The sequence below is a fragment of the Peristeroidobacter soli genome, assembly GCF_004138485.1.
Classification (GTDB): Bacteria; Pseudomonadota; Gammaproteobacteria; order Steroidobacterales; family Steroidobacteraceae; genus Steroidobacter; species Steroidobacter soli.
The window spans coordinates 149,649-170,056 of sequence record NZ_RYEV01000004.1 but is presented as its reverse complement, the minus strand read 5'-3'; the positions used below and the strand labels follow the sequence as shown (position 1 = coordinate 170,056).

Below are 20,408 nucleotides of genomic sequence, written 5' to 3'. Positions count from 1 at the left end.
TCAGGTTGACGATTCTCTAATCAGGACTATTATTGCCAATAGGAGAAAATACCGCCGCCGCCAGAGCGGTCCCCGATGTCAGGTGAGGATGCGATGCGCTTAGCCAAGGCGATAACGAGGGCGACGTTGTGTACTGCCCTGTTTTCCTGGGCCACTCTGGGCTTGGCCCAGGAGGGCGCTCCACTGCCGCCGCCGGGGCCTGCGACCGAAGCGACCGTGCCGCCGGCGGAACCGGCCGGGGCGGCGCCACTGACCCGTGAGAACGTCGAGGCCTGGCTCGATGGCTATCTGCCGTATGCGCTGCAGACCGGCGATGTCGCCGGCGCCGTCGTGGTCGTCGTGAAGGACGGTCAGGTCCTGGTGCAGAAGGGCTATGGCTACTCGGACGTGAAAGCCCGCAAGCCGGTCGATCCGGAGCTCACGCTGTTTCGTCCCGGTTCGATCTCCAAGCTGTTCACCTGGACGGCGGTGATGCAGCAGGTCGAGCAGGGCAAGCTCGATCTGGATGCCGACGTCAACAAGTATCTGGATTTCCAGATTCCGGCGCGCGACGGTCAGCCCGTCACCCTGCGCAACATCATGACCCACACGGCCGGCTTCGAAGAGCAGCTCAAGGGCTTGATGGGCGAGAATCGCGCGTCGGTGAAGCCCTTCGATGAGCGGCTGAAGAACTGGGTGCCGGAGCGGATCTTCGCACCGGGCACGACGCCGGCGTACTCCAACTACGCGACCGCGCTCGCCGGTTATATCGTGCAGCGTGTCTCGGGCGTGCCGTTCTACGACTACATCGAACAGAACATCTTCGCGCCGCTGGGCATGCAGCATGCAAGCTTCCGTCAGCCGTTGCCCGAGAATCTGCAGCCGCTGATGTCGAGTGGCTATGAGCTTGCCTCTTCAGGCGAAGCCAAGCCGTATGAAATTGTCGGTGTGTCGCCGGCCGGCAGCCTTGCCGCGTCGGGCGCGGACATGGCGAAGTTCATGATCGCTCATCTGCAAAACGGCGCGTTCGGCTCGGTGCGCATTCTGCAGGAAGACACCGCGAAACAGATGCACTCCACCGCGCTCACCATCCTGCCGCGCGTGCAGCGGATGCTGCTCGGCTTCTATGAGCAGAACTACAACGGTCATCGTGCGCTCGGTCATGGCGGCGACACCAACTGGTTCCACAGCGATCTGCATCTGTTCATCGACGACGGCGTCGGCATGTATATCTCCTTGAACAGCGCCGGCAAGCCGGGCGCCTCTCACCAGATCCGCAGCACGCTGTTCGATCAGTTCGCCGACCGGTATCTGCCGGGCGCGCCGCTCGACGGCAAGGTCGATGAGAAAACCGCGGCCGAGCACGCCCGCATGATGGCCGGGGTGTATGAGAACTCGCGTCGCGCCGACTCGAGCTTCTTCAAGCTGTTGGGCCTCGCCGGTCCCATCAAAGTCATGCCCAATCCGGACCACACCATCAGCGTGTCGATGGCCCGGAACCTCGCGGGTGCGCCCATCAAATGGCGTGAGATCGAGCCGTTCGTGTATCGCGATGTCGATGGCAAGAATCTGTTGTCCGCGCAGGTGACCGACGGGCAGGTCGTCCGGTTCAGCTTCGATGGGATCTCGCCGTTCATGATGTTCGATCGCACGCCGGCGTCGCGTTCGCCCAGCTGGCTGCTGCCTGCGCTGATCCTCGGCGTGATCGCGCTGTTGCTCACGAGTCTCGCCTGGCCGGTGTCCGCGCTGGTGCGTCGTCACTACGGCGTGGCTTACGGATTGTCCGGTGAGGATGCCAAGGCGCATCGCTGGGTTCGCATCGCCGCGACCGCCGCCGTCGTGCTGTGCATCGGCTGGGCGATGACGATCGGCAAGATGATGGGCAACCTGGTGCTGCTCTCGGAGAGCTCCGATGCCTGGGTGTGGCTGATGCAGTTGCTGTCGCTCGTCGTGTTCGTCGGCGGCGCGATCTTCGGTGTCTGGAATGCCTGGGTGGTCGTGCGCGGCCCGCGCAAGTGGTACGCGAAATTCTGGGCGGTCGTGGTGGCGCTGTCGCTGCTCCTGCTGCTGTATCTCGCGCTGACGTTCCATCTCATCGCATTCGATGCGAACTACTGAGGAAACAATGAGCACTGCCGAGTCGATGATGATGAGCACCGCGGTTCCCATGCAGATGCAGGTCGAGATCGAGCGGTTGCGATTGCGCAATCCGTTCCGGATCTCCGGCTACACGTTCACCGAAGTGCCCGTGGTCGTGGTGACCCTGGAAAGCGAGCGCGCCCGCGGTCGCGGTGAAGCGGCCGGTGTGTACTACCTCAAAGACACGCCCGAGCAGATCGTTGAGACGCTCGAGGCCCACCGCCGGATCATCGAGAGCGGCCTCACGCGGGCGCAGCTGCTTGAGCTGCTGCCGCTGGGCGGTGCTCGCAACGCGCTCGACTGCGCGCTGTGGGATCTGGAAGCCAAACATGCCGGCGTGCCGGTGTGGCGACTGGCGGGCGTGGAAAGTCTCGTGCCGAAAATCACGACATTCACCTTGAGCGCCGACGGTCCGCCGGCGGTCGTGAGCGCAGCCGAAGCGCTACCGCATGCCAAAGCGCTCAAGCTGAAACTCGATGGCGATCTGCAGATGGATAAAGAGCGCGTGCGCGCCGTGCGCCGCCTGCGTCCGGATATCTGGATCGGGGTCGATGCGAATCAGGGTTATTCGATCGAGAAGTTGAAGGCCATCATGCCGGCGTTCGTCGAGGCCGGCGTGAAGCTGGTCGAGCAGCCGTTGCCGCGCGGGCGCGAGGCCGACCTCGACGGATTCAAGAGCCCGATTCCGCTCGCTGCCGATGAGAGCGTGCAGGGGCTCGCCGACATCCGCGGTCTGCAAGGCCGCTTCCAGGTCGTGAACATCAAGCTCGACAAGTGCGGTGGTTTGACGGAAGGACTTGCGATGGCGCACGAGGCGCGCCGTCTGGGCATGCAAGTCATGGTTGGCAACATGGTGGGCACCAGCCTCGCCATGGCGCCGTCGTTCGTGGTCGCGCAGCTGTGCGACTACGTGGATCTGGATGGGCCGGTGTTTCTGGCGGAAGACCGTCAGCCCAGCATCACCTATCGGGACGGCAGCGTGTACTGCGCAAGCAATGTTTGGGGAGACAGCAAGTAGTCCGCCTGTGGTGCGGTGATCGACAACATACGGGGAGCGACCATGAGTAATGTTTCGAGTCTGTCGAGAAGGATGACGATAGGAGTCTCGACCAGCGCCTTCGCGCTGATGATGAGCGCGACCAATGTAAGAGCGGCGGAGGGCCCGTCGGGCGTGATCGACGAGATCGTCGTGACCGCGCAGAAGCGCAGCGAAAGCGTGCAGGACGTGCCGGTGTCGGTGAGCGCGTTCGCCGAGGAGCAGTTGTCGCGCGTACACGCGACGCAGCTGCAGGACTACGCGGCCTACATGCCCGGTATCAATATCACGAGCGGCGGCAGCCCCGGTCAGACTAGCATCACCTTGCGTGGTATCGCGCCGGTGGGCCCGGGCTCCGTCGTGGGAACGTATGTCGATGACACGCCGCTCGGTGCGAGCAACAACTATGCTCGCGCGACCAGCTTCGCGCTCGATCTCATGCCCTATGACATCGAGCGCGTCGAAGTGCTGCGCGGTCCACAGGGCACGCTGTACGGTGCAGGCTCCATGGGCGGCCTGCTCAAGTATGTATTGAAAGAGCCGACCACCGAGGCGCTCGAATTCCGCGCCGGTGTGGAAGGCTCCGATGTGAGTGGCGCCGACGATCTGGGCTGGGGTGCGCGTGCCGGCGTCAACGTCCCGCTCGGCGACACGGTGGCGCTGCGTGCCAGCTACTTCCAGCAAAACACGCCAGGCTACATCGACAACGCCTACACGAACCGGCAAGACGTGAACGAGGTGGAGCAGAGCGGCGGCCGCCTCGCGCTGAAATGGCAGATCAACGAGAACGCCTCGTTGAAGCTCGGTGGCATGTGGCAGCGTCTGGATTCGGACGCCAACGGCACGATGGCGTTGGGCTTGACCAGCACCGATCCGTATCGCGGCACGCGCACCTACGGCGATCTCGGCAACTCGATTGCAAACGCGGAGCCGTTCAGCAAGGACGTGGACTATTACTCGGCGACGCTCAACTGGGGCCTGGGGTGGGGCGAGTTCGTGTCCGCCACCAGTTATTCGAAGACGCATACCGTGCAGACGCAGGATGCGAGCATCACGTTCGGTGCGTTCTTCCCCATCTACAGCGTGCTGCTGGAACTGCCGGGCGCGCCCTTCGATCCGGGCCTCGCGAAGTTCAACATCAAGCTCGATCACGAGAAGTGGACGCAGGAGTTCCGGCTCGCCTCCAGCGGCGAGGGCGCCATCGAATGGCGCGTCGGTGCGTTCTATACCGAGGAAGACAGCAAGAACGAGCAGATCGTCGACGCCACCGATTTCAATTACGTGCCGATCCCCGGATTCCTGCCGTATTTCGCGTTCGCCTCGCTGCCCTCGGAATACAAGGAGCTCGCGGTGTTCGGCGATGTGACCTTCAAGATCACCGACAGCTTCGATGTGATCACCGGGTTGCGTTTCGCGCGCAACGATCAGAAGTTTCGTCAGGTCAGTGGCGGTGCCGTCCTGCCTACCGCGAACGATCCGGGCGAGTCCGATGAAGACGTCTTCACCTACGCGGTGAGTCCGCGCTGGCACCTGAGCGATGACACCATGCTGTACGTGCGTGTCGCGACGGGCTATCGGCCGGGCGGTCCGAACACCATCTCGCTCAACCTGCCGCGCTCGGTGGATGCCGATGAGCTGACCAATTACGAGGTGGGGGTGAAGAGCCTGTTCATGGACGGTCGCGCGCTGATCAACGCTGCGATCTTCCGCATCGATTGGGACGACATCCAGCAGGCCCGCAGTTTCGCCGGTGTGAGCGGTCTGGATAACGCCGGTGACGCGCGCAGCGTGGGCCTCGAGCTCGAATCGCTATTCAACGTAACCGACGGCCTGCAGCTGGGTTTGAATCTCGCGTATACGGATGCGACCTTGAAGTCCACCCCGTCGGATCTGCCGAACAAGCTGGACGAGCAGCTGCCGGGCGTGCCGGAGTACAGTGGCGCGATCACCGCGAACTATTCGTTTACGGCCTTCGGCGGCCACGAGGCCAACGTCGGCGGCGGCTGGCGCTATATCGATGAGCGCTGGTCGCAAGTCGTCACGACCGAGGACAATCTTGCGTATGCGTTGCCCGCGTACGATGTGGTGGACCTTTACGGCGAGCTGCAGTTCGATAAGGTGACGGCGAGATTGTTTGTGAAGAATCTGACCGACGAGCGCGCCTTTACCGGCGGCGGCGTCACGACCGACGGTGCCAATCAGCCCGTGCGTCTGGACCTCGCCGTGCTTCAGCCGCGCACCGTCGGTCTGAGCATCGATTTCCAGTTCTAAGTGATACAAGTTGACTTCAACGTGACAACAGCAAACCTCTCGACCACATTGGATCTGCCGCAACCGTATCTGCTGTTCCTGGGCGATACGACCGAGGCGGGCTTCGCCAAAACGGCCTTTGGCCTCAGGGACTGGGCGCCCGAACAATGCGTCGGCGAGCTCGCCTGCTCGCCCGATGCGATTTCACTGGGCCTGCCCAAGCTCACGCCGGCGCAGGCGTACGCGAAGGGCGCACGCTCCATGATCATCGGCGTGGCCAACATGGGCGGGCGCATCCTGGACAGCTGGATGCCCTCGCTGATCGAAGCCCTGGAAGCGGGGCTCGATCTGGTCGGAGGAATGCACACCCGGCTGGTCGACACGCCGGCGCTGGTTGCGGCCGCCGAGCGTCACGGGCGTCGTCTGATCGACGTTCGCACGCCACCGCGAGGCATTCCGACCGGCACGGGTCGCAAGCGCAGTGGCAAGCGAATCCTGGCGGTCGGCACCGATTGCGCGCTCGGCAAGAAGTACACCGCGCTCGCGATCTGGAAGGGGCTCAAGCGCCGCGGCGTGAAGGCGGATTTTCGGGCGACGGGCCAGACCGGCATCATGATCGCCGGCAGCGGCATGCCGATGGACGCGGTGGTGTCGGACTTCGAGGCTGGCGCGGCGGAAGTGCTCTCGCCGGAGGCGGCACCGGATCACTGGGACGTGATCGAAGGGCAGGGCTCGCTGTTTCATCCCGCCTATGCGGCCGTCTCGCTCGGGTTGCTCCATGGCAGCCAGCCCGATGTGATCGTCGTGTGTCACGAAGCAGGGCGCACGCACGTGCTGGGCATGCCAGACTATGCGCTACCCAGCCTCGAGGAAACCATCGATATGAATTTGCGATTGGGCCGGCGGACCAACCCGGCGATCCGCTGCGGCGGCGTGAGTCTCAACACCTCCAAGCTCTCGGAGAGCGAGGCGCGGGCCTTGATGGCTGCGGAGAGCAAACGACTGGGCCTGCCGGTCGCCGATCCGATCCGCGGCGGCGATGAGTTCGAGCGCCTGCTCGATCATTGCTTGAACGGCTGATGCAAACCTCGTCCTGGTTTCAACGCTACCTGCTGCCGGGCTTCGCCTTCAAGGCGGTGGTCATCGGCGGCGGCTATGCGACCGGCCGCGAGCTGGTCGAGTTCTTCCTGCCGAGCGGTCCGCACGGCGGGTTGCTGGGCATGATCTTCGCCGGGGTGATCTGGAGCGTCATTTGTATCGCGACGTTCCTGTTTGCCCGGGCCACGCACAGCGCCGACTATCGGACGTTCTTCAAGCACCTGCTCGGCCGGGGCTGGGTCGTGTTCGAGATCTCCTACTGTCTGCTGATCGTGCTGATCCTGGCGGTGTTCGGGGCCGCCGCCGGCGCGCTCGGCGCCGCGCTGTTCGGCTGGCCGCCGCTGGTGGGCACGCTGTGTCTGATGCTGGGCATCGCGTTGTTCGTCGCCTTCGGTAACGCCTCGGTGGAGGAGCTGTTCAAGTGGGTGTCGTTCTTCCTGTACGGCGTCTATGGACTGTTTCTGATCCTGGCGCTGGGCAAGTTCGGCGACCGGATCGCGGCCAACTTCGCGCTGGACGTGCCGACGGATGGCTGGGCGTTCGCGGCGGTGACCTACACCGGCTACAACATCGTGGGCGCGGTCGCGATTCTGCCGGTGCTGCGTCACCTGCGGAACAATCGCGACGCCGTCATCGCCGGTGCGCTGTGCGGGCCGCTCGCCATGATTCCGGCGATTCTGTTCTTCGTCTGCATGGTGGCGTATTACCCGGAGATCTCGGCGGAGGCCTTGCCGTCGGATTACATGCTGCAGCGACTGGGCTTCCCGCTGTTTCACGGGCTGTTCCAGTTGATGATCTTCGCGGCACTGCTCGAAAGCGGCACCGGCAGCGTGCACGCGGTGAATCAGCGCATCGCGCAGGTGTGGCGCGCTCGGTTCAACCGCGATCTGCCGGCGCGTGCGCGTTTCGTTTGCGCCGGTGTGCTGCTCGTCATCGCGATGTTCTTCGCCGACCGCTTCGGTCTGGTGGCGTTGATCGCAAGTGGCTATCGCACGCTGTCGTATGTGTTGATCGCGGTCTATGTGTTGCCGCTGCTCACGTACGGCGTGTGGCAGCTGTGGCAGCGACGAGGTGAGCAGGTAGCTCTTTCCCCGCAGTAATCCCGTCTCTGCGTCAGTGAAGCTGACGCAGAGGATGGGGGAAATGAATCGACGAGAGTTCACGGTCGCGGGCGGCGCGGCGGCGCTGATGGGAGCATTGGCGCCGGCGTCGTTCGCCCGGGCGAACACGCCGTTGCGCTGGGCGCCGTACGCCAACACTATCGCGATCGACCTGCAGGCGGGCGTCGGCAACGACGGCGATGACGCGCTGAGTGCACAAGAGCTGGCCGAGATCCGCGCCACGGGCTTGAGCGCGATCAATGTCACCATCGCGCCTCAGGGCGCGTTCTGGTTCGGTCCGGAAGCGGTCGAAAAGCGCGAGGCTCAGTTCCGACTGTGGGAAGACCGGTTCGCCCGGTATCCCGACACGTTCCTGCCGGTTCGCACCGGCGCCGACATCGCCCGCGCGCACAAGGAGAAGCGCGTCGGAGTGATCTTCGGGTTCCAGGACACCTCACCGATCGGCGAGGACTTGAGCCGCATCGATGGGTTCTACCAGCGCGGCGTTCGCGTCATTCAGCTCACTCACAACCGACGCAACCTCGTCGGCGACGGCGCGACGGAGCCGGGCAACGCGGGCCTGAGCAACTTCGGCCATCAGATGATCGAGGCGCTGGAAGCCCGTCGCATCATGGTCGATCTGTCGCACGGCGGCCGGCGCACCACGATGGAAGCCATCAAGGCCACCAAGAAGCCGCCGATCCTCGGCCACACCGGTTGTGCCGCGCTGACCGATCTGCCACGCAATCAGACCGACGACGTGCTCCGGGCGCTCGCCGATCGTGGCGGCGTCGCGGGCATCATCTTCTGGCCGTACCTGCGCAAGGTGAAGCAGCCCCTGGCCATCGACGTGATCGAGCACATCGAGCACGCCATCAACGTCTGCGGCGAGGATCACGTCGGCATCGGCACCGACGCGACCATCAACGAGATCGCGCGCACCCCGCAGTTCGAGGCCGACAATCGCGCGATGATCGCCAGCATGGTCGAATCCGGTATCTTCGAGCAGGGCCGGCCGGCGGAGCTGTACACGTTCATCCCCGACCTGAATCACCCGCAGCGTCTGCAGACCCTGGGCGCGATGCTCTCGGCGCGTGGCCACTCCGAGGCGCGTATCCACAAAGTGCTGGGGGGCAATTTCGCCCGCGTGCTGGGCGAGGTCTGGGGTTGAGGACGCGAAAGCGATTGGCCAAAGGTGCGGCACGAAACGTGCTCGCACCGGGGTAGCCTTTTCGCCGGGCTCGACCCGTCATTGTCGTGCCTTCCTTTTCTCAAGCGCAGGTCGCTGCCCTTTGCAGACCGAACAAGATCGTCGCGAGCGCTGGTTCCACGAGCTGGTCGCCACCGTGGGTGGCGATCTGCTGCGCTTCCTGCGCTCGCGGCTCGGGCACGGCGATCTCGCCCAGGATCTGGCCCAGGAGGTCTATTTGCGCCTGCTGCGAATGGATGACGTCGGCCTGATCCGCAATCCGCGCTCGTTCGTCATCCACCTCGCGGCTCATGCCGCTCACGAATGGCGCATGCTGGCCCGGAACCGGCTGCAGCACTCGGAGGAGGAGTTGCAGCAGCTGGTGGCGGAGTTCGCCGATCCTGCCGATGTGCTGGAGGAGCAGGATCGGCTGCACGCGCTGCGCGAGGTGCTCGCGACGCTCAGCCCCAAATGCCAGGCGGTGCTGCTCATGCATCGTCGCGATGGCATGACTTATCAGGAGATCGCCGCGGAGATGAAGCTGTCGGTGGCGATGGTGAAGAAGTACATGGCCAAAGGACTGGCCGCGTGCCAGAAACAGATGGAACGGCAACGTGGCCGTGCGCAAGGGGAGGAATAGCCATGGATGAGCTTCGAGCCAACCGGAACGTGGACGCGATCATCGATGAGGCCTCGCAATGGCTGGTGCGGCTCGGCGCGCCGGAGGTGTCGGTGAAGGAGCGGCGAGAGTTCGTCGCCTGGTTGAAGCGCTCCCCGGTGCATCTGGGCGAGTACCTGAAAATGGAGCGCACCTGGACCGAGCTCGGCGAGGTGGATGCCGATAGAACAGTCAGCGTGGCCGACCTGCTCGCCGCTGAGGACAGCAATGTCATCGAGCTGGAGCCGGCTGCCACGGTGTCCGGAGCGCCTCCGAGCCGGCGCTCGCCACGACGTTTCGGTGCGGCCCTGGCCGCCTGCGCGGTGTTCGCCGTCGCAGCGCTGTTCGCGTTCCAGGCGCTCGTGCCCGGCCGTTATTCGACGGGCGTGGGCGAGCAGCGCACGATCAAGCTCGAGGACGGCTCGACCATCGCGCTCAACACCGACACCGCGGTACGCGTGGAGTTGACCGAGCACATGCGTCGCGTGAGCCTGTTGCGTGGTGAGGCGCTCTTCAACGTCGCGAAGGATCCGGCGCGTCCGTTTCGGGTGCTGAGCGATGGTGCCATCGCGCAGGCCATCGGCACGTCCTTCGTCGTGCGGCGAAATGACGGTGACACCGTGGTCACCGTGATCGAAGGGCAGGTCGCGGTCGCGCGCTTCGATCAGCCGAGCATCGCGGCGAGCGCCGAGGTGCCGGCGCAGGCGCTGCGCTTGTCGGCGGGCGTGCGCGCCGACATCGTCGCCGCCGACATTCAAACATCGGCCGTTGCAAACATCGCGGCGGTCACCTCATGGAAGTCGGGTCGGTTGATCTTCGATGGCCAGGCGCTCTCCGAGGTCGTCGCCGAGTTCAACCGATACAACCGCACGCAGATCGTGCTGCGAGACTCGCAGCTCTCCGCCGAGCAGTTGAGCGGCGTGTTCGATGCCGACAAGCCGCAGGCGCTGGTGCGCTTCCTCGAGCGTGCCAACGTGATCGAGTCGGCACGCATCGAGGACGATCGAATCATTCTCACACCGCGCCGGTAGCCAAAAACATCGTGCTCTCCCGTCATGTCATCACAAGGCGGCCACAACGATCGCCATACGGGGAGTCATGATGAGCAAGAAGGGTAAGCGCGCCGTCGCGATGTTCGGTCCTCTGCTGCTGGTGACCAACCTGGCGCTGGCGGAGCCGACCTATCAATTCGATATCCGGGGCGCATCGCTGCAGTCCGCATTGCGCCAGTTCGCCGACCAGACGGGGTTGCAGATTTCGTACTTCACCAAGATCGCCGAAGGGCGCAGCGCGCCGAACCTTGCGGGCAAGATGACCGCGGAGCAGGCGTTGCAAACCTTGTTGAACGCGACCGGCCTCACCTTCGAGCGCATCGACCAGGGCACGGTGGCGATCTATCCGAACGAACGTGCGCGCGAGGTCACGACGATCTCGAACGACACGGCGATGAACGAGCCGCGCGCCCGATTCCTGCGCGTGGCCCAGGCCACTTCGGCCGCGGGCGAGTCGAACGAGGGGCCGGCGCCGCAGAACGTGCATCGAGAGGACATTCTCGAAGAGGTCGTCAGCACCGGCTCGCACATTCGCGGCGTGACCAACGACACCGCGCCGGTGACGGTGATGGATCGTCAGTACATCGAGCGCTCCGGCTTCACCAACATGCAACAGGTGGTGAACGCCATGCCGATGAACTTCAAGGGCGGCAACTCCGGCGCGAGCGAATCGAGCGAATTCGGCCTCGCGCCCTCATATGGTCAGAATCTCACGCGTGGCACGGGCTTCAATCTGCGCGGTCTCGGCTCGGTCTCCACGCTCACGTTGATCAATGGACGCAGGGTCGCGCCCTCGGCGCAGGGTCAGTTCGTCGATGTGAGCACGATTCCCATGTCGGCGGTGGAGCGCATCGAGGTGTTGAGCGATGGCGCCTCGGCGATCTACGGCGCCGATGCGGTCGCAGGCGTCGTGAACATCATCCTGCGCAAGGATTTCCAGGGCGCGGAGAGCGGGCTGGAGTATGGCTCGGCCTCCGACGGCTCGTTCGACGATCAGCGCGTCTCGCAGACGGTGGGCACACGCTGGGACACCGGCAATGCGCTGTTCATCGCCGAGTACTACCACCGCAGCAATCTGGATGTCGCGGACCGCGACTTCATTCTGGCGGCGGGCGGCAATCCCGGCACGGATCTGCTGCCCCGGCGCAAGCTCGGCACGATGTTGTTCACGCTCGATCAGCGGCTGCCCGCGAACTTCGATCTCTCCACCAACATTCTGTACTCGTACGAAGAGGTTATCTCGCAGAGCACGCGGCAGGACATCATGGACCGGCAGACCCCGCACACCAATCAGTGGAGCGCGACGCTGGGCCTGGGTTACAACGCGCCGGGCGGCTGGCGGATCTCGCTCGACGGCTTGATCGCGCGCGTCAAGCCGAACAGCGATTTCACCTATTCGGATCTGCAGACCGGCGAGACCACGCTGCTGATCCAGGACTATCGCGACGAATACGATACCTGGTCGACCGATCTGAAGGCCGACGGCACGCTGTTCAATCTGCCGGCCGGTCCGGTGCGTCTCGCGGTAGGCGCCTCGTATCGCAAGGACGATCTGATCTCGACGCGCTGGCGGCTGATACCGATCGTGCGGCGTGAAGTGCGTGCCGACGACGAGCGCGATGTCACGGCCGCGTTCGCCGAAATGTATGTTCCGATCGTCGGCGATGCGCAGAACCTCGCGTGGGCCAAGCGCATCGATCTGTCGATCGCGGGCCGCTACGACGATTATTCCGACTTTGGCAGCACCACCAATCCGCGCGTCGGTCTGGTGTGGTCGCCGACGAACAGCCTGGACATCCGCGCGAGCTACAGCACCTCGTTCCGCGCGCCGGCGGTCGCCGAGAAAGCGCAGGTCGGACGTCCCACGCAGGTTTCGACGGGCATGTTCGATGATCCGAGCGGCAACGGCGGCCTGATTCCGATGTTCTATCTGAACGGCAGTCTGCCGATCACCGCCGAGCAGTCGGAGAACATCGGCGTGGGATTCACGTTCCGTCCCGAGTCGCTGCGGGGGCTGGAGCTGAGCATGAATTATTTCGACATCGACTACACGGACCGGATTCAGTCGGCGCCGTTCGATGCCGGCGCGCTGGCGCGACGCGGGGACTATGGCCGGTTCATCAGCGAGTTCGCGAACGATGCGGCCGCGGCCGCCTATCTCGACGCGCGGCTCGCCGAGGGCTGGTTCTTCATGGACTGGGAGGAGATCGGCTCGACCGGCGTGCGCTATCTCTACGATCTGCGCCAGCAGAACGCGGCGAGAACTCAGCTCACCGGCTTCGATGCCACCGTGCAATACAAGTTCGAGCTGGCACGCGACGCCTTCGACCTGCAGTTGAACGTGACGCATCTGAAGGAGATTCTCACCTCGCTCGACCACGATACCGCGACGTTCAATCTGGTCGATACGTTCAATCAGCCGCTCGACTGGCGCGGGCGCCTGATGGGCACGTGGCTCCGTGGCGGTCTGAGCACGACGATGGTGCTCAACTACGCCGACGGCTACGTCAACACCAGTCTCGCGAACGATGAGCCGGTGGGCTCGTGGACCACCGCGGATCTGACGCTGACTTACAACTTCGACGGACGCACGCAGTCCTCCTTCCTGGAAGGCACGCGCGTGTCGCTCGCGGTCATGAACGTCACCGATCGGGAGCCGCCGCACGCGGTCACGCCGATCTACAACATCGGCTACGACGTGTTCAACGCCGATGCCACCGGGCGCTTCATCTCCGCACGTTTCACCAAGCGCTGGTAGCTCACTCATGCGTGTCAACGAGAACATCCGGTACGCGGTATCGGGGGCGGCGCTCGCGCTGCTGACTTCATGGGTTGCCTCGGTGGGACTGGCCGCCGAGTCGGCGGGCACGGACAGCTACGGCTCGATCTACCGGGCGAGCGTCAGTCCGCCGACCCTGATCAGGAATGCCACGCTGCTCATCGGCGACGGCACGCGCATCGACAACGGTGACGTGCTGATCGTCGATGGGAAGATTGCAGCGGTGGGAAGGGGGCTCAGCGCGCCGGCGGGCGCGCGCATCCTCGAGGCGCGTGGCCGCTGGGTCACGCCGGGGTTGATCGACGTGCATTCACATGTGGGGGTGCTGCCCAGCCCCTACGTCGATGCCAACTCCGACGGCAACGAGGTCACCAATCCGGTCACGGCGAATGTGTGGGTGGAGCATTCGGTGTGGACGCAGGACCCGGCGTTTCAAACCGCGCTGGAAGGCGGCATCACCACGCTGCAGATCCTGCCGGGCTCCGCGAATCTGGTCGGCGGCCGTTCGGTCGTGCTGAAGAACGTGCCGGCGGTGTCGGTGCGGGACATGAAATTTCCAGGCGCACCCATCGGCGTGAAGATGGCGTGCGGTGAGAATCCGAAGAGGGTGTATGGCGACAAGGGCACGGCGCCCTCGACTCGCATGGGCAACGTCGCGGGCTTTCGACAGGCCTTCAGCGACGCGCAGGATTATCAGCGGCAGCTGCAGAAGTATCAGCGCGAGCTCGCGAAGTACCAGGCGGCCGAAGCGGCGCCGGCCGATTCGCGCAAGAAGAAGGCCGACGACGACAAAGGCAAGGAGGAGCCGCCCGCGCCGCCCAAGCGCGATCTCAAATTGGAAACATTGGTCTCGGTGTTGAACGGCGAGGCCCGGGTGCACATCCACTGCTATCGCGCCGATGACATGTCGAACATGCTCGCGCTCGCCGATGAGTTCGGCTTCAAGATCGCGGCGTTTCATCACGGTGTCGAGGCTTACAAGATCGCCGACCGTCTGGCCGAGCGCGGCGTCTGCGGCGCGCTGTGGGCCGACTGGTGGGGCTTCAAGATGGAGGCGTACGACGGCATCCAGGAGAACCTCGCGCTGGTCGATTATCCGCAAGACAGCTGCGCCATCACGCATTCGGATTCCTCCGAAGGCATCCAGCGTCTCAATCAGGAATCGGCCAAATCGATGGCGCACGCCCGCGCGTTGGGATTGAGCATCCCGCCCGAGCGCGCGATCCGCTGGCTCACCTCCAACGCCGCGAAAGCGCTCGGCTTGAGCGATCGCATCGGCACGCTCGCCACCGGCATGAATGCCGACGTCGTGATCTGGAATCGCGACCCGTTCAGCGTGTACTCGCTCGCCGAGCAGGTGTTCATCGACGGCTCGATGCAGTTCGATCGCTCGCAGCCGCAGGCGCCGGCGCGCTCGGACTTCATGCTGGGACAGGACGCGAACGAGGAGCTGCGATGAGCACGATGCGAAGGGTCGTCACGAGAGTCGTCTGCGCGCTTGCGATCGTGCTGATGGGTGAGCAGGTCGCCGCGCAGGACATTCTCATCCGCAATGCGCGCGTTCACACGATGACGAGTGCGGGCACGCTCGATGGCGCGGATGTGCTGGTTCGCGCCGGCAAGATCGTGGCGGTCGGGAGCAATCTCGCCGCCTCGAATGCAACTGTCATCGACGCGGCCCATCGTCCGCTCACGCCCGGCCTGTTCGCCGGCGTCGGCAGCCTGGGCGTCGTCGAAGTGGCGGCGGTCCCCGATACTTCGGATGAGAGCTTCAGGCTGCGCATGCCCGTCTGGGAACAGCAATGGCGACCGGAGTTCGATGTGACGCTCGCTTACAACCCGGCGTCCTCGCTGATTCCCGTCAATCGCATCGAAGGCATGACGTGGGGCGTGCTCGCGCCCTATCGCGGCGATTCCATCGTTGCGGGGCAGGGCGGCGCGGTCACCTATGACGGTCGTTACGACGCACTGATTCCCGGCAGTCGCTCGCTGTTCGTGCAGTGGCATGACGGCGACTCGGTCGGCGGCACGCGCGCCGGGCTCTTCATGCTGATGCAACAGGCGATTCGGGAAGTGAGATCGCCGCCGGCCGCCGCGGATCGGGCGCTGATGCTGCCGGCCGGACGCGAGGCATTCGCGGGCTATCTCAACGGCGGGCGCATCGTGTTCAACGTCGATCGAGCCGTCGACATCCGCCGCCTGATCGATTTCACACGGCGCAATGGCTTGAAACCCGTGATCTCAGGCGGCGCCGAAGCCTGGCGCGTAGCCGATGAGCTCGCGCGTGCAAACATTCCGGTGCTGCTCAATCCGCTGGATAACCTGCCGGACAACTTCGACATGATGGGCGCGCGGCTGGACAACGCGACGTTGCTCCACCGGGCGGGCGTTCGCGTCGCGTTCTCCTCCGGTCACGTTCACAACGCACGCAAGAATCGTCAGGTCGCCGGCAACACCGTGGCGCACGGATTGCCCTGGGAGGTCGCACTCGCTGCGATCACTGCGACGCCGGCCGAGATCTTCGGCGTGGGCGCCACGCGGGGTCACATCGCGGTGGGGCAGGCCGCTGACCTGGTGTTGTGGAGCGGCGATCCCCTGGAGCTGTCCTCGCTCGCCGAGCAGGTGTGGATCGGCGGGGCGGCCATCGAGATGCGCTCGCGCCAGAGCGACCTGCGGGATCGTTATTTTCAGCGGCTCAAATCCGCCCGTCCTTGAAATCGAGACAAGAGCATGAAACAAACATTGCGTGGATCCTGGATCGTGACGCTGGGCCTGCTGGCGTGGTCATCCGCGTCGCTCGCCGATGCGACCCGCTCGCCCGAATGGAAACAGCTGGTATCGATGTTCGATCAGACCTTGCAGGAGGATGGCATCGTCGGCGGCAGCGTGGCGCTGGTCGAGAACGGACGGATGGTTGCGCGGAAGAACTACGGCTTCGCCGACAAGGAGCGCGGCCGGCGCGTCGATGACGACACGGTGTTTCATTGGGCGTCCATCACCAAGACCTTGAACGGCATCGCGGTCATGCAGCTGCGCGATGCGGGCAAGCTGTCGTTGGACGATGCCATCACCGGGCACGTGCCGGAGCTGCGCCAGGTGCACAACCCGTTCGGCTCGATGGACGCGATCACCGTGCGCATGCTGCTGGATCACTCGGCGGGATTTCAGGCGGGCACGTGGCCGTACAAGCAGGGCAAGCCCTGGGAGCCGTTCGAGCCGACGCAGTGGTCGCAGGTCGTTGCGATGATGCCGTATCAGGAAGTCGCCTTCGCGCCGGGCAGCAAGTTCAGCTACTCGAATCCGGCGTGGATCTATCTTGCGCACCTGCAGGAGCAGTTGAGCGGCGAGCCGTGGCAGGCGTACATCCACGAGCACATCTTCGCACCGCTCGGCATGAGCCGCAGTTACTTCGGCCTGTCGCCGAATCATCTGCGCGAGGATCGTTCGCATCGTTACATATTGAGCAAAGGCGCGGACGGCCAGCCGAAGCTCGAGGATCTGGGCGGGGAGTTCGATCCCGGCATCACGATTCCGAATGGCGGCTGGAACTCACCGCTCGCGGATGTGGCGGCCTACATCGCGTTCCTGACGCGCGCAACCAGGGGCGATGAGCGCCTGGCGCAGCGCTATGAGCGCGTGCTGAAACAGTCCTCGCTCGAGGAGATGTGGGAGCGGCGTCATCCGACGTCCGAGCGCGCCGACACCGATTACATGGGACTGGCGTTCTTCATCATCGGCGAGCGTCCGCATCGGATCATCGGTCACACCGGCGGCCAGGGCGGATTCTCATCGTTCTTCTATTGCAATCCAGTCACCGGCCGCGGCGTGGTCGCGGCCTTCAATACCGCCAATGGGATCGAGCGTGAAGGCCGGCGCGGCTATTTCTCGATCCTCCAGGAACAGGCACTGAAGATCCTGCAGTGATGGCGGCGCGCATTCCTCCGTTGCTGTGGGTGCGAGTGTTCGAGGCGGCCGCCCGGCATGGCAGCTTCGCCCGCGCCGGGCGTGAGCTGTGCGTGTGTGCCGGGGCGGTGAGTCGCACCGTCAAAGAGCTCGAAGCATTTCTTGGCGTGACGCTGTTCGTGCGGCGGGCACGAGGCGTGATGCTCACCGAGGCCGCCCATGTCTACGCGCGGGAAGTGACGCCCGCGATTCGACAGATCGCGCTTGCATCGGCGGCGGTGCGGCGCGTGTCACGATCGTCCATCCCTCAGATCAAGGCAGAGAACCGGCATGCAAATGAGCTTTGAGTTATCCGCGGCGATTGCGCTGACGCTGGCCGCATCGATGGTGCGAGCGGAGTCGCCCGCCGTCTACGATGTCTGGATTCGCAACGGCACGGTCGTCGATGGCACCGGCAATGCGCGTACCCAGGCGGACGTGCTCGTGTCCGGCGACCAGATCGTGCTGGTCGGTCCGGTCGATGCGGGCAAGATCAAGGCGAAGCGCATGGTCGATGCACGAGGCAAATGGGTCGTGCCCGGCTTCATCGATACGCATGCGCATGGCGATGCGACCGAACAGTCCTTCGTGAGCTTTCTGGCGCAGGGAATCACTACCGTGGTCCTCGGCCAGGATGGCGGCTCGATGAGCTATCCAGGCGATGACAAGCTGCCGCTGTCCACTGGAATGAGCCTGATCGATCAGCGTGGCAGTGAGGTCAACGTCGCTACGCTGACCGGCCATGGCACGTTGCGCGATCTCGCCGGCATCGGCAATGCGCCCGTGCCGACGGCGGGGCAGTTGCAGGCGATGAAGGATCGATTGCTCGCGGACATGCAGTCGGGCTCCTTTGGCCTGAGCTTCGGGCTCGAATATGCACCCGGCCGGTACTCGCAGATCGCCGAGCAGAAAGCACTCGGCGATCTGGTCGGTCAGCACGGTGGCATCGTCATGAGTCACCTGCGCTCGGAGGACTTCGACAAGATCGGCGGCGCGATCGATGAGCTGCTGCAGATCGACGCGCACGTTCACGTGTCGCATCTGAAGATCGTCGCCGGCCAGCGCGCGGCCGAGGCGGACGCCGTGCTCGGGCAGCTCGAGCGCGCGCGTGCCCAGGGCAAGTGGGTGACCGCCGATGTGTATCCGTATCTCGCGAGCGCCAGCAGTCTGCACTTTTTGTATCCGGAATGGGCCAAGGGTCGCGAGGCCTACGAGGTCGCGGTAAAGCAGCGTCGCGCCGAGCTGGAGGCTCATCTGCGCAAGCGCGTGGAGGAGAGAAACGGCGCGCAGGCGATCCTGTTCGTCGGCGGTCCGCATGCCGGCAAGCGGTTGTCGGAGGTCGCGGCCGAACTGAAGAAGCCGTATGAAAAGGTGATGATCGATGACATCGGCTACGGCGGGCCGGCGCAGGCGCATTTCCTGATGGCGGACGCCGTGCAGGATCGTTTCATCTACGCCGATCAGGTGATGATCTGCACGGATGGCGCGCCGGGCAGCGGTCATCCGCGCTCGGCCGGCTCGTTCATCAAGATCCTGGAAGAGTTCGTGGGGCCCGCGCCCAAGATGAGTCTGGAGCGCGCCGTCTACAAGATGAGCGGCCTGCCGGCGCAGACGCTCGGCCTCGATCGCGGCGTGCTCGCCGCCGGTCAGAAGGCGGACCTGTTGATTCTCGATCCAGACAATCTGCACAGCCGCGCCAGCTGGACCGAGAGCACGCTTCGACCGAGCGGTGTCGATGCCATCTATGTCAATGGCAGGCTCGCCTACGAGCGCGGCGAGCCTGCCGGCAAGTTCGGCAGGATGTTAAAGCGCACCCAGCAGTAGATAGCCCGCGACGCTGATCGCCGCGGCGATCAGCGCGAAGGGCAGCTGCGTGCGGGCGTGATCGATCACCGGCGTGTTGGCGGCGACACTGCTCACGATGGTGGTGTCGGAGATGGGAGACGTGTTGTCGCCGAATACGCCGCCGGCGATGCAGGCACCGAACAACAGTTCGGGACTGATGCCGGTGGCGGTGCCGATCGGCAGCGCGAGCGGCACCATGATGGAGAACGTGCCATAGGAGGTGCCGGTGGCGAAGGACATGACGGCGCCGAGCAGAAATACGAGCGCGGGAATCACCGCGACTGGCAGTGAGCTCTGTAACAGCTGCGCGACGAAGGGACCGGTGCCGAGTGCCTGGGTGAGCTTGCCGAGCGCGAGCGCGAGCACGATCAGAAAGCCCACGTCGAGAAACTCCGCGCTGCCGGCGATGATTTTCTTCTCGATGTCCAGCGAGCCGAAGACCCGATCGATGCGCAACAGCAGGCCGGTGATGAACAGCGTCGCCACCACGGCGTAGAGAATGGACTTCGAGCCGTCACCCGCAGTGATGTCGCCATTGCCCGTGAGATACAGACTCCACAGCGTGATGCCGATCAGACTCGCGATCGGAATCAGCATGTGACGCAGTCGTGGCTCGCGACCATCGCTTGCGGCCGCGGCGGTCTCGGTCGTGCCGGCGGGGGCGAGCGCGTCGAATTGACGCATCGGACCTACGGTGAGGCCGGTCATCATGACTACCGCCACGAGGATCAGACTGATCCAGCAGTACAGCGCGTACGGCATGGCGCGGATCAGAAAATCCAGCGGGTTCGGCACGTTCTGCGCCTGGACCAGGGCGAGATAAAAGGCGCCCCACGAGTTCACCAGCACCAGCGCGACCACGTTGATGCCGATGGTATGAATGAAATAGGCGAGCCGCACCCGCGCGATCTTGAGCCGGTCGTAGAGCGAGCCCATCGTCGCGCCGTTGATCAGCACGTTGCTCCAGGTCTCGAGGATCAGCGAGCCGCCAAACAGCCAGGTCAGACCGAACACCGTGCGCTTGCCATAGCCGCGCTCGCGTCCCTGCAGCAGCCGCGTGAGCGCATCGAACGCGCGACTGTCCTTCATCAGTCGCAGCAGCCCGCCGACCAGTACGCTGAACAGCACCAGGCGCAGGTTGTCCGGCTTGATGGTGGTGTCGATCAGGTGGTCGAGTGCGCGCGCCGGCACGACATGCAGCTCGCCGCTGTGAAGGATTGCGACCGCGCACAGCACGCCTGCGGACAGGGAGATCAACACCCGCTTGGTCGCAAGCGCGATGCCGATGGCAATCGCGGGCGGCACGAGGCTCAACCAACCGAAGTCGGCGGACATGCGAAG

At 64.5% G+C, this 20,408-nt stretch carries 15 protein-coding genes; 14 read left to right on the top strand and 1 reads right to left on the bottom strand.

Annotation, left to right across the window (positions count from 1 at the left end):
- The first annotated feature begins 126 nt into the window (after nt 1-126).
- The 14 genes from EKO19_RS16470 (at nt 127) to EKO19_RS16405 (ending at nt 19,046) form a co-directional block, all read left to right on the top strand.
- Nucleotides 127-2,097 (top strand): serine hydrolase domain-containing protein, encoded by a 1,971-nt coding sequence (locus tag EKO19_RS16470; protein ID WP_217705408.1) that lies wholly within the window; start codon nt 127-129, stop codon nt 2,095-2,097.
- Between the two features lie 7 nt (nt 2,098-2,104).
- Entirely contained in the window at nt 2,105-3,136 is a 1,032-nt protein-coding gene (locus EKO19_RS16465) for a dipeptide epimerase (RefSeq protein ID WP_217705407.1), read from the top strand.
- Between the two features lie 42 nt (nt 3,137-3,178).
- Nucleotides 3,179-5,425: a TonB-dependent receptor gene (locus EKO19_RS16460; RefSeq protein ID WP_129777556.1), complete on the top strand. Its 2,247-nt coding sequence runs from the start codon at nt 3,179-3,181 to the stop codon at nt 5,423-5,425.
- A gap of 21 nt (nt 5,426-5,446) precedes the next feature.
- Nucleotides 5,447-6,484, top strand: coding sequence for a DUF1611 domain-containing protein (locus tag EKO19_RS16455; RefSeq protein WP_129777555.1), 1,038 nt, complete (start codon nt 5,447-5,449; stop codon nt 6,482-6,484).
- Complete coding sequence (locus EKO19_RS16450) at nt 6,484-7,602, top strand: YkvI family membrane protein (protein WP_129777554.1); 1,119 nt, start codon at nt 6,484-6,486, stop codon at nt 7,600-7,602. Before EKO19_RS16455 ends, EKO19_RS16450 begins: the two co-directional genes overlap by 1 nt.
- 43 nt (nt 7,603-7,645) lie before the next feature.
- Complete coding sequence (locus tag EKO19_RS16445) at nt 7,646-8,773, top strand: dipeptidase (RefSeq protein ID WP_157995293.1); 1,128 nt, start codon at nt 7,646-7,648, stop codon at nt 8,771-8,773.
- 121 nt (nt 8,774-8,894) lie between these two features.
- Nucleotides 8,895-9,431 (top strand): RNA polymerase sigma factor, encoded by a 537-nt coding sequence (locus tag EKO19_RS16440; protein WP_157995292.1) that lies wholly within the window; start codon nt 8,895-8,897, stop codon nt 9,429-9,431.
- A 2-nt stretch (nt 9,432-9,433) separates the two neighbouring features.
- On the top strand, nt 9,434-10,480 hold the full coding sequence (locus tag EKO19_RS16435) for a FecR family protein (protein WP_129777551.1): 1,047 nt from the start codon (nt 9,434-9,436) through the stop codon (nt 10,478-10,480).
- A 70-nt stretch (nt 10,481-10,550) separates the two neighbouring features.
- Nucleotides 10,551-13,259, top strand: a complete 2,709-nt coding sequence (locus tag EKO19_RS16430) for a TonB-dependent receptor (RefSeq protein ID WP_175597086.1) — start codon at nt 10,551-10,553, stop codon at nt 13,257-13,259.
- Between the two features lie 7 nt (nt 13,260-13,266).
- Nucleotides 13,267-14,739, top strand: coding sequence for an amidohydrolase (locus EKO19_RS16425; protein ID WP_129777549.1), 1,473 nt, complete (start codon nt 13,267-13,269; stop codon nt 14,737-14,739).
- Entirely contained in the window at nt 14,736-15,995 is a 1,260-nt protein-coding gene (locus tag EKO19_RS16420; RefSeq protein ID WP_129777548.1) for an amidohydrolase family protein, read from the top strand. The genes EKO19_RS16425 and EKO19_RS16420 overlap by 4 nt, the downstream gene beginning before the upstream one ends.
- A 15-nt stretch (nt 15,996-16,010) precedes the next feature.
- Nucleotides 16,011-17,204, top strand: a complete 1,194-nt coding sequence (locus tag EKO19_RS16415) for a serine hydrolase domain-containing protein (protein ID WP_129777547.1) — start codon at nt 16,011-16,013, stop codon at nt 17,202-17,204.
- Nucleotides 17,204-17,530 carry a LysR family transcriptional regulator gene (locus EKO19_RS39525; protein ID WP_129778495.1) on the top strand — a complete coding sequence of 109 codons (327 nt, stop codon included), beginning with the start codon at nt 17,204-17,206 and terminating at the stop codon, nt 17,528-17,530. The genes EKO19_RS16415 and EKO19_RS39525 overlap by 1 nt, the downstream gene beginning before the upstream one ends.
- Complete coding sequence (locus EKO19_RS16405) at nt 17,514-19,046, top strand: N-acyl-D-amino-acid deacylase family protein (protein WP_129777546.1); 1,533 nt, start codon at nt 17,514-17,516, stop codon at nt 19,044-19,046. Before EKO19_RS39525 ends, EKO19_RS16405 begins: the two co-directional genes overlap by 17 nt.
- Here EKO19_RS16405 and EKO19_RS16400 read toward each other — a convergent pair.
- Nucleotides 19,026-20,402 carry a Na+/H+ antiporter NhaC family protein gene (locus EKO19_RS16400; protein ID WP_129777545.1) on the bottom strand — a complete coding sequence of 459 codons (1,377 nt, stop codon included), beginning with the start codon at nt 20,400-20,402 and terminating at the stop codon, nt 19,026-19,028. The two genes, EKO19_RS16405 and EKO19_RS16400, sit on opposite strands and share 21 nt — an antisense overlap.
- Nucleotides 20,403-20,408 lie beyond the last annotated feature (6 nt).

Excerpts from the sequence above, each read along its gene's own strand:
- EKO19_RS16405 (WP_129777546.1), top strand. The coding sequence starts at position 17,514 with ATGCAAATGAGCTTTGAGTTATCCGCGGCGATTGCGCTGACGCTGGCC.
- EKO19_RS16425 (WP_129777549.1), top strand. The coding sequence starts at position 13,267 with ATGCGTGTCAACGAGAACATCCGGTACGCGGTATCGGGGGCGGCGCTC.
- EKO19_RS16400 (WP_129777545.1), bottom strand. The coding sequence starts at position 20,402 with ATGTCCGCCGACTTCGGTTGGTTGAGCCTCGTGCCGCCCGCGATTGCC.
- EKO19_RS39525 (WP_129778495.1), top strand. The coding sequence starts at position 17,204 with ATGGCGGCGCGCATTCCTCCGTTGCTGTGGGTGCGAGTGTTCGAGGCG.
- EKO19_RS16450 (WP_129777554.1), top strand. The coding sequence starts at position 6,484 with ATGCAAACCTCGTCCTGGTTTCAACGCTACCTGCTGCCGGGCTTCGCC.
- EKO19_RS16420 (WP_129777548.1), top strand. The coding sequence starts at position 14,736 with ATGAGCACGATGCGAAGGGTCGTCACGAGAGTCGTCTGCGCGCTTGCG.
- EKO19_RS16430 (WP_175597086.1), top strand. The coding sequence starts at position 10,551 with ATGAGCAAGAAGGGTAAGCGCGCCGTCGCGATGTTCGGTCCTCTGCTG.
- EKO19_RS16415 (WP_129777547.1), top strand. The coding sequence starts at position 16,011 with ATGAAACAAACATTGCGTGGATCCTGGATCGTGACGCTGGGCCTGCTG.
- EKO19_RS16465 (WP_217705407.1), top strand. The coding sequence starts at position 2,105 with ATGAGCACTGCCGAGTCGATGATGATGAGCACCGCGGTTCCCATGCAG.
- EKO19_RS16460 (WP_129777556.1), top strand. The coding sequence starts at position 3,179 with ATGAGTAATGTTTCGAGTCTGTCGAGAAGGATGACGATAGGAGTCTCG.
- EKO19_RS16445 (WP_157995293.1), top strand. The coding sequence starts at position 7,646 with ATGAATCGACGAGAGTTCACGGTCGCGGGCGGCGCGGCGGCGCTGATG.
- EKO19_RS16435 (WP_129777551.1), top strand. The coding sequence starts at position 9,434 with ATGGATGAGCTTCGAGCCAACCGGAACGTGGACGCGATCATCGATGAG.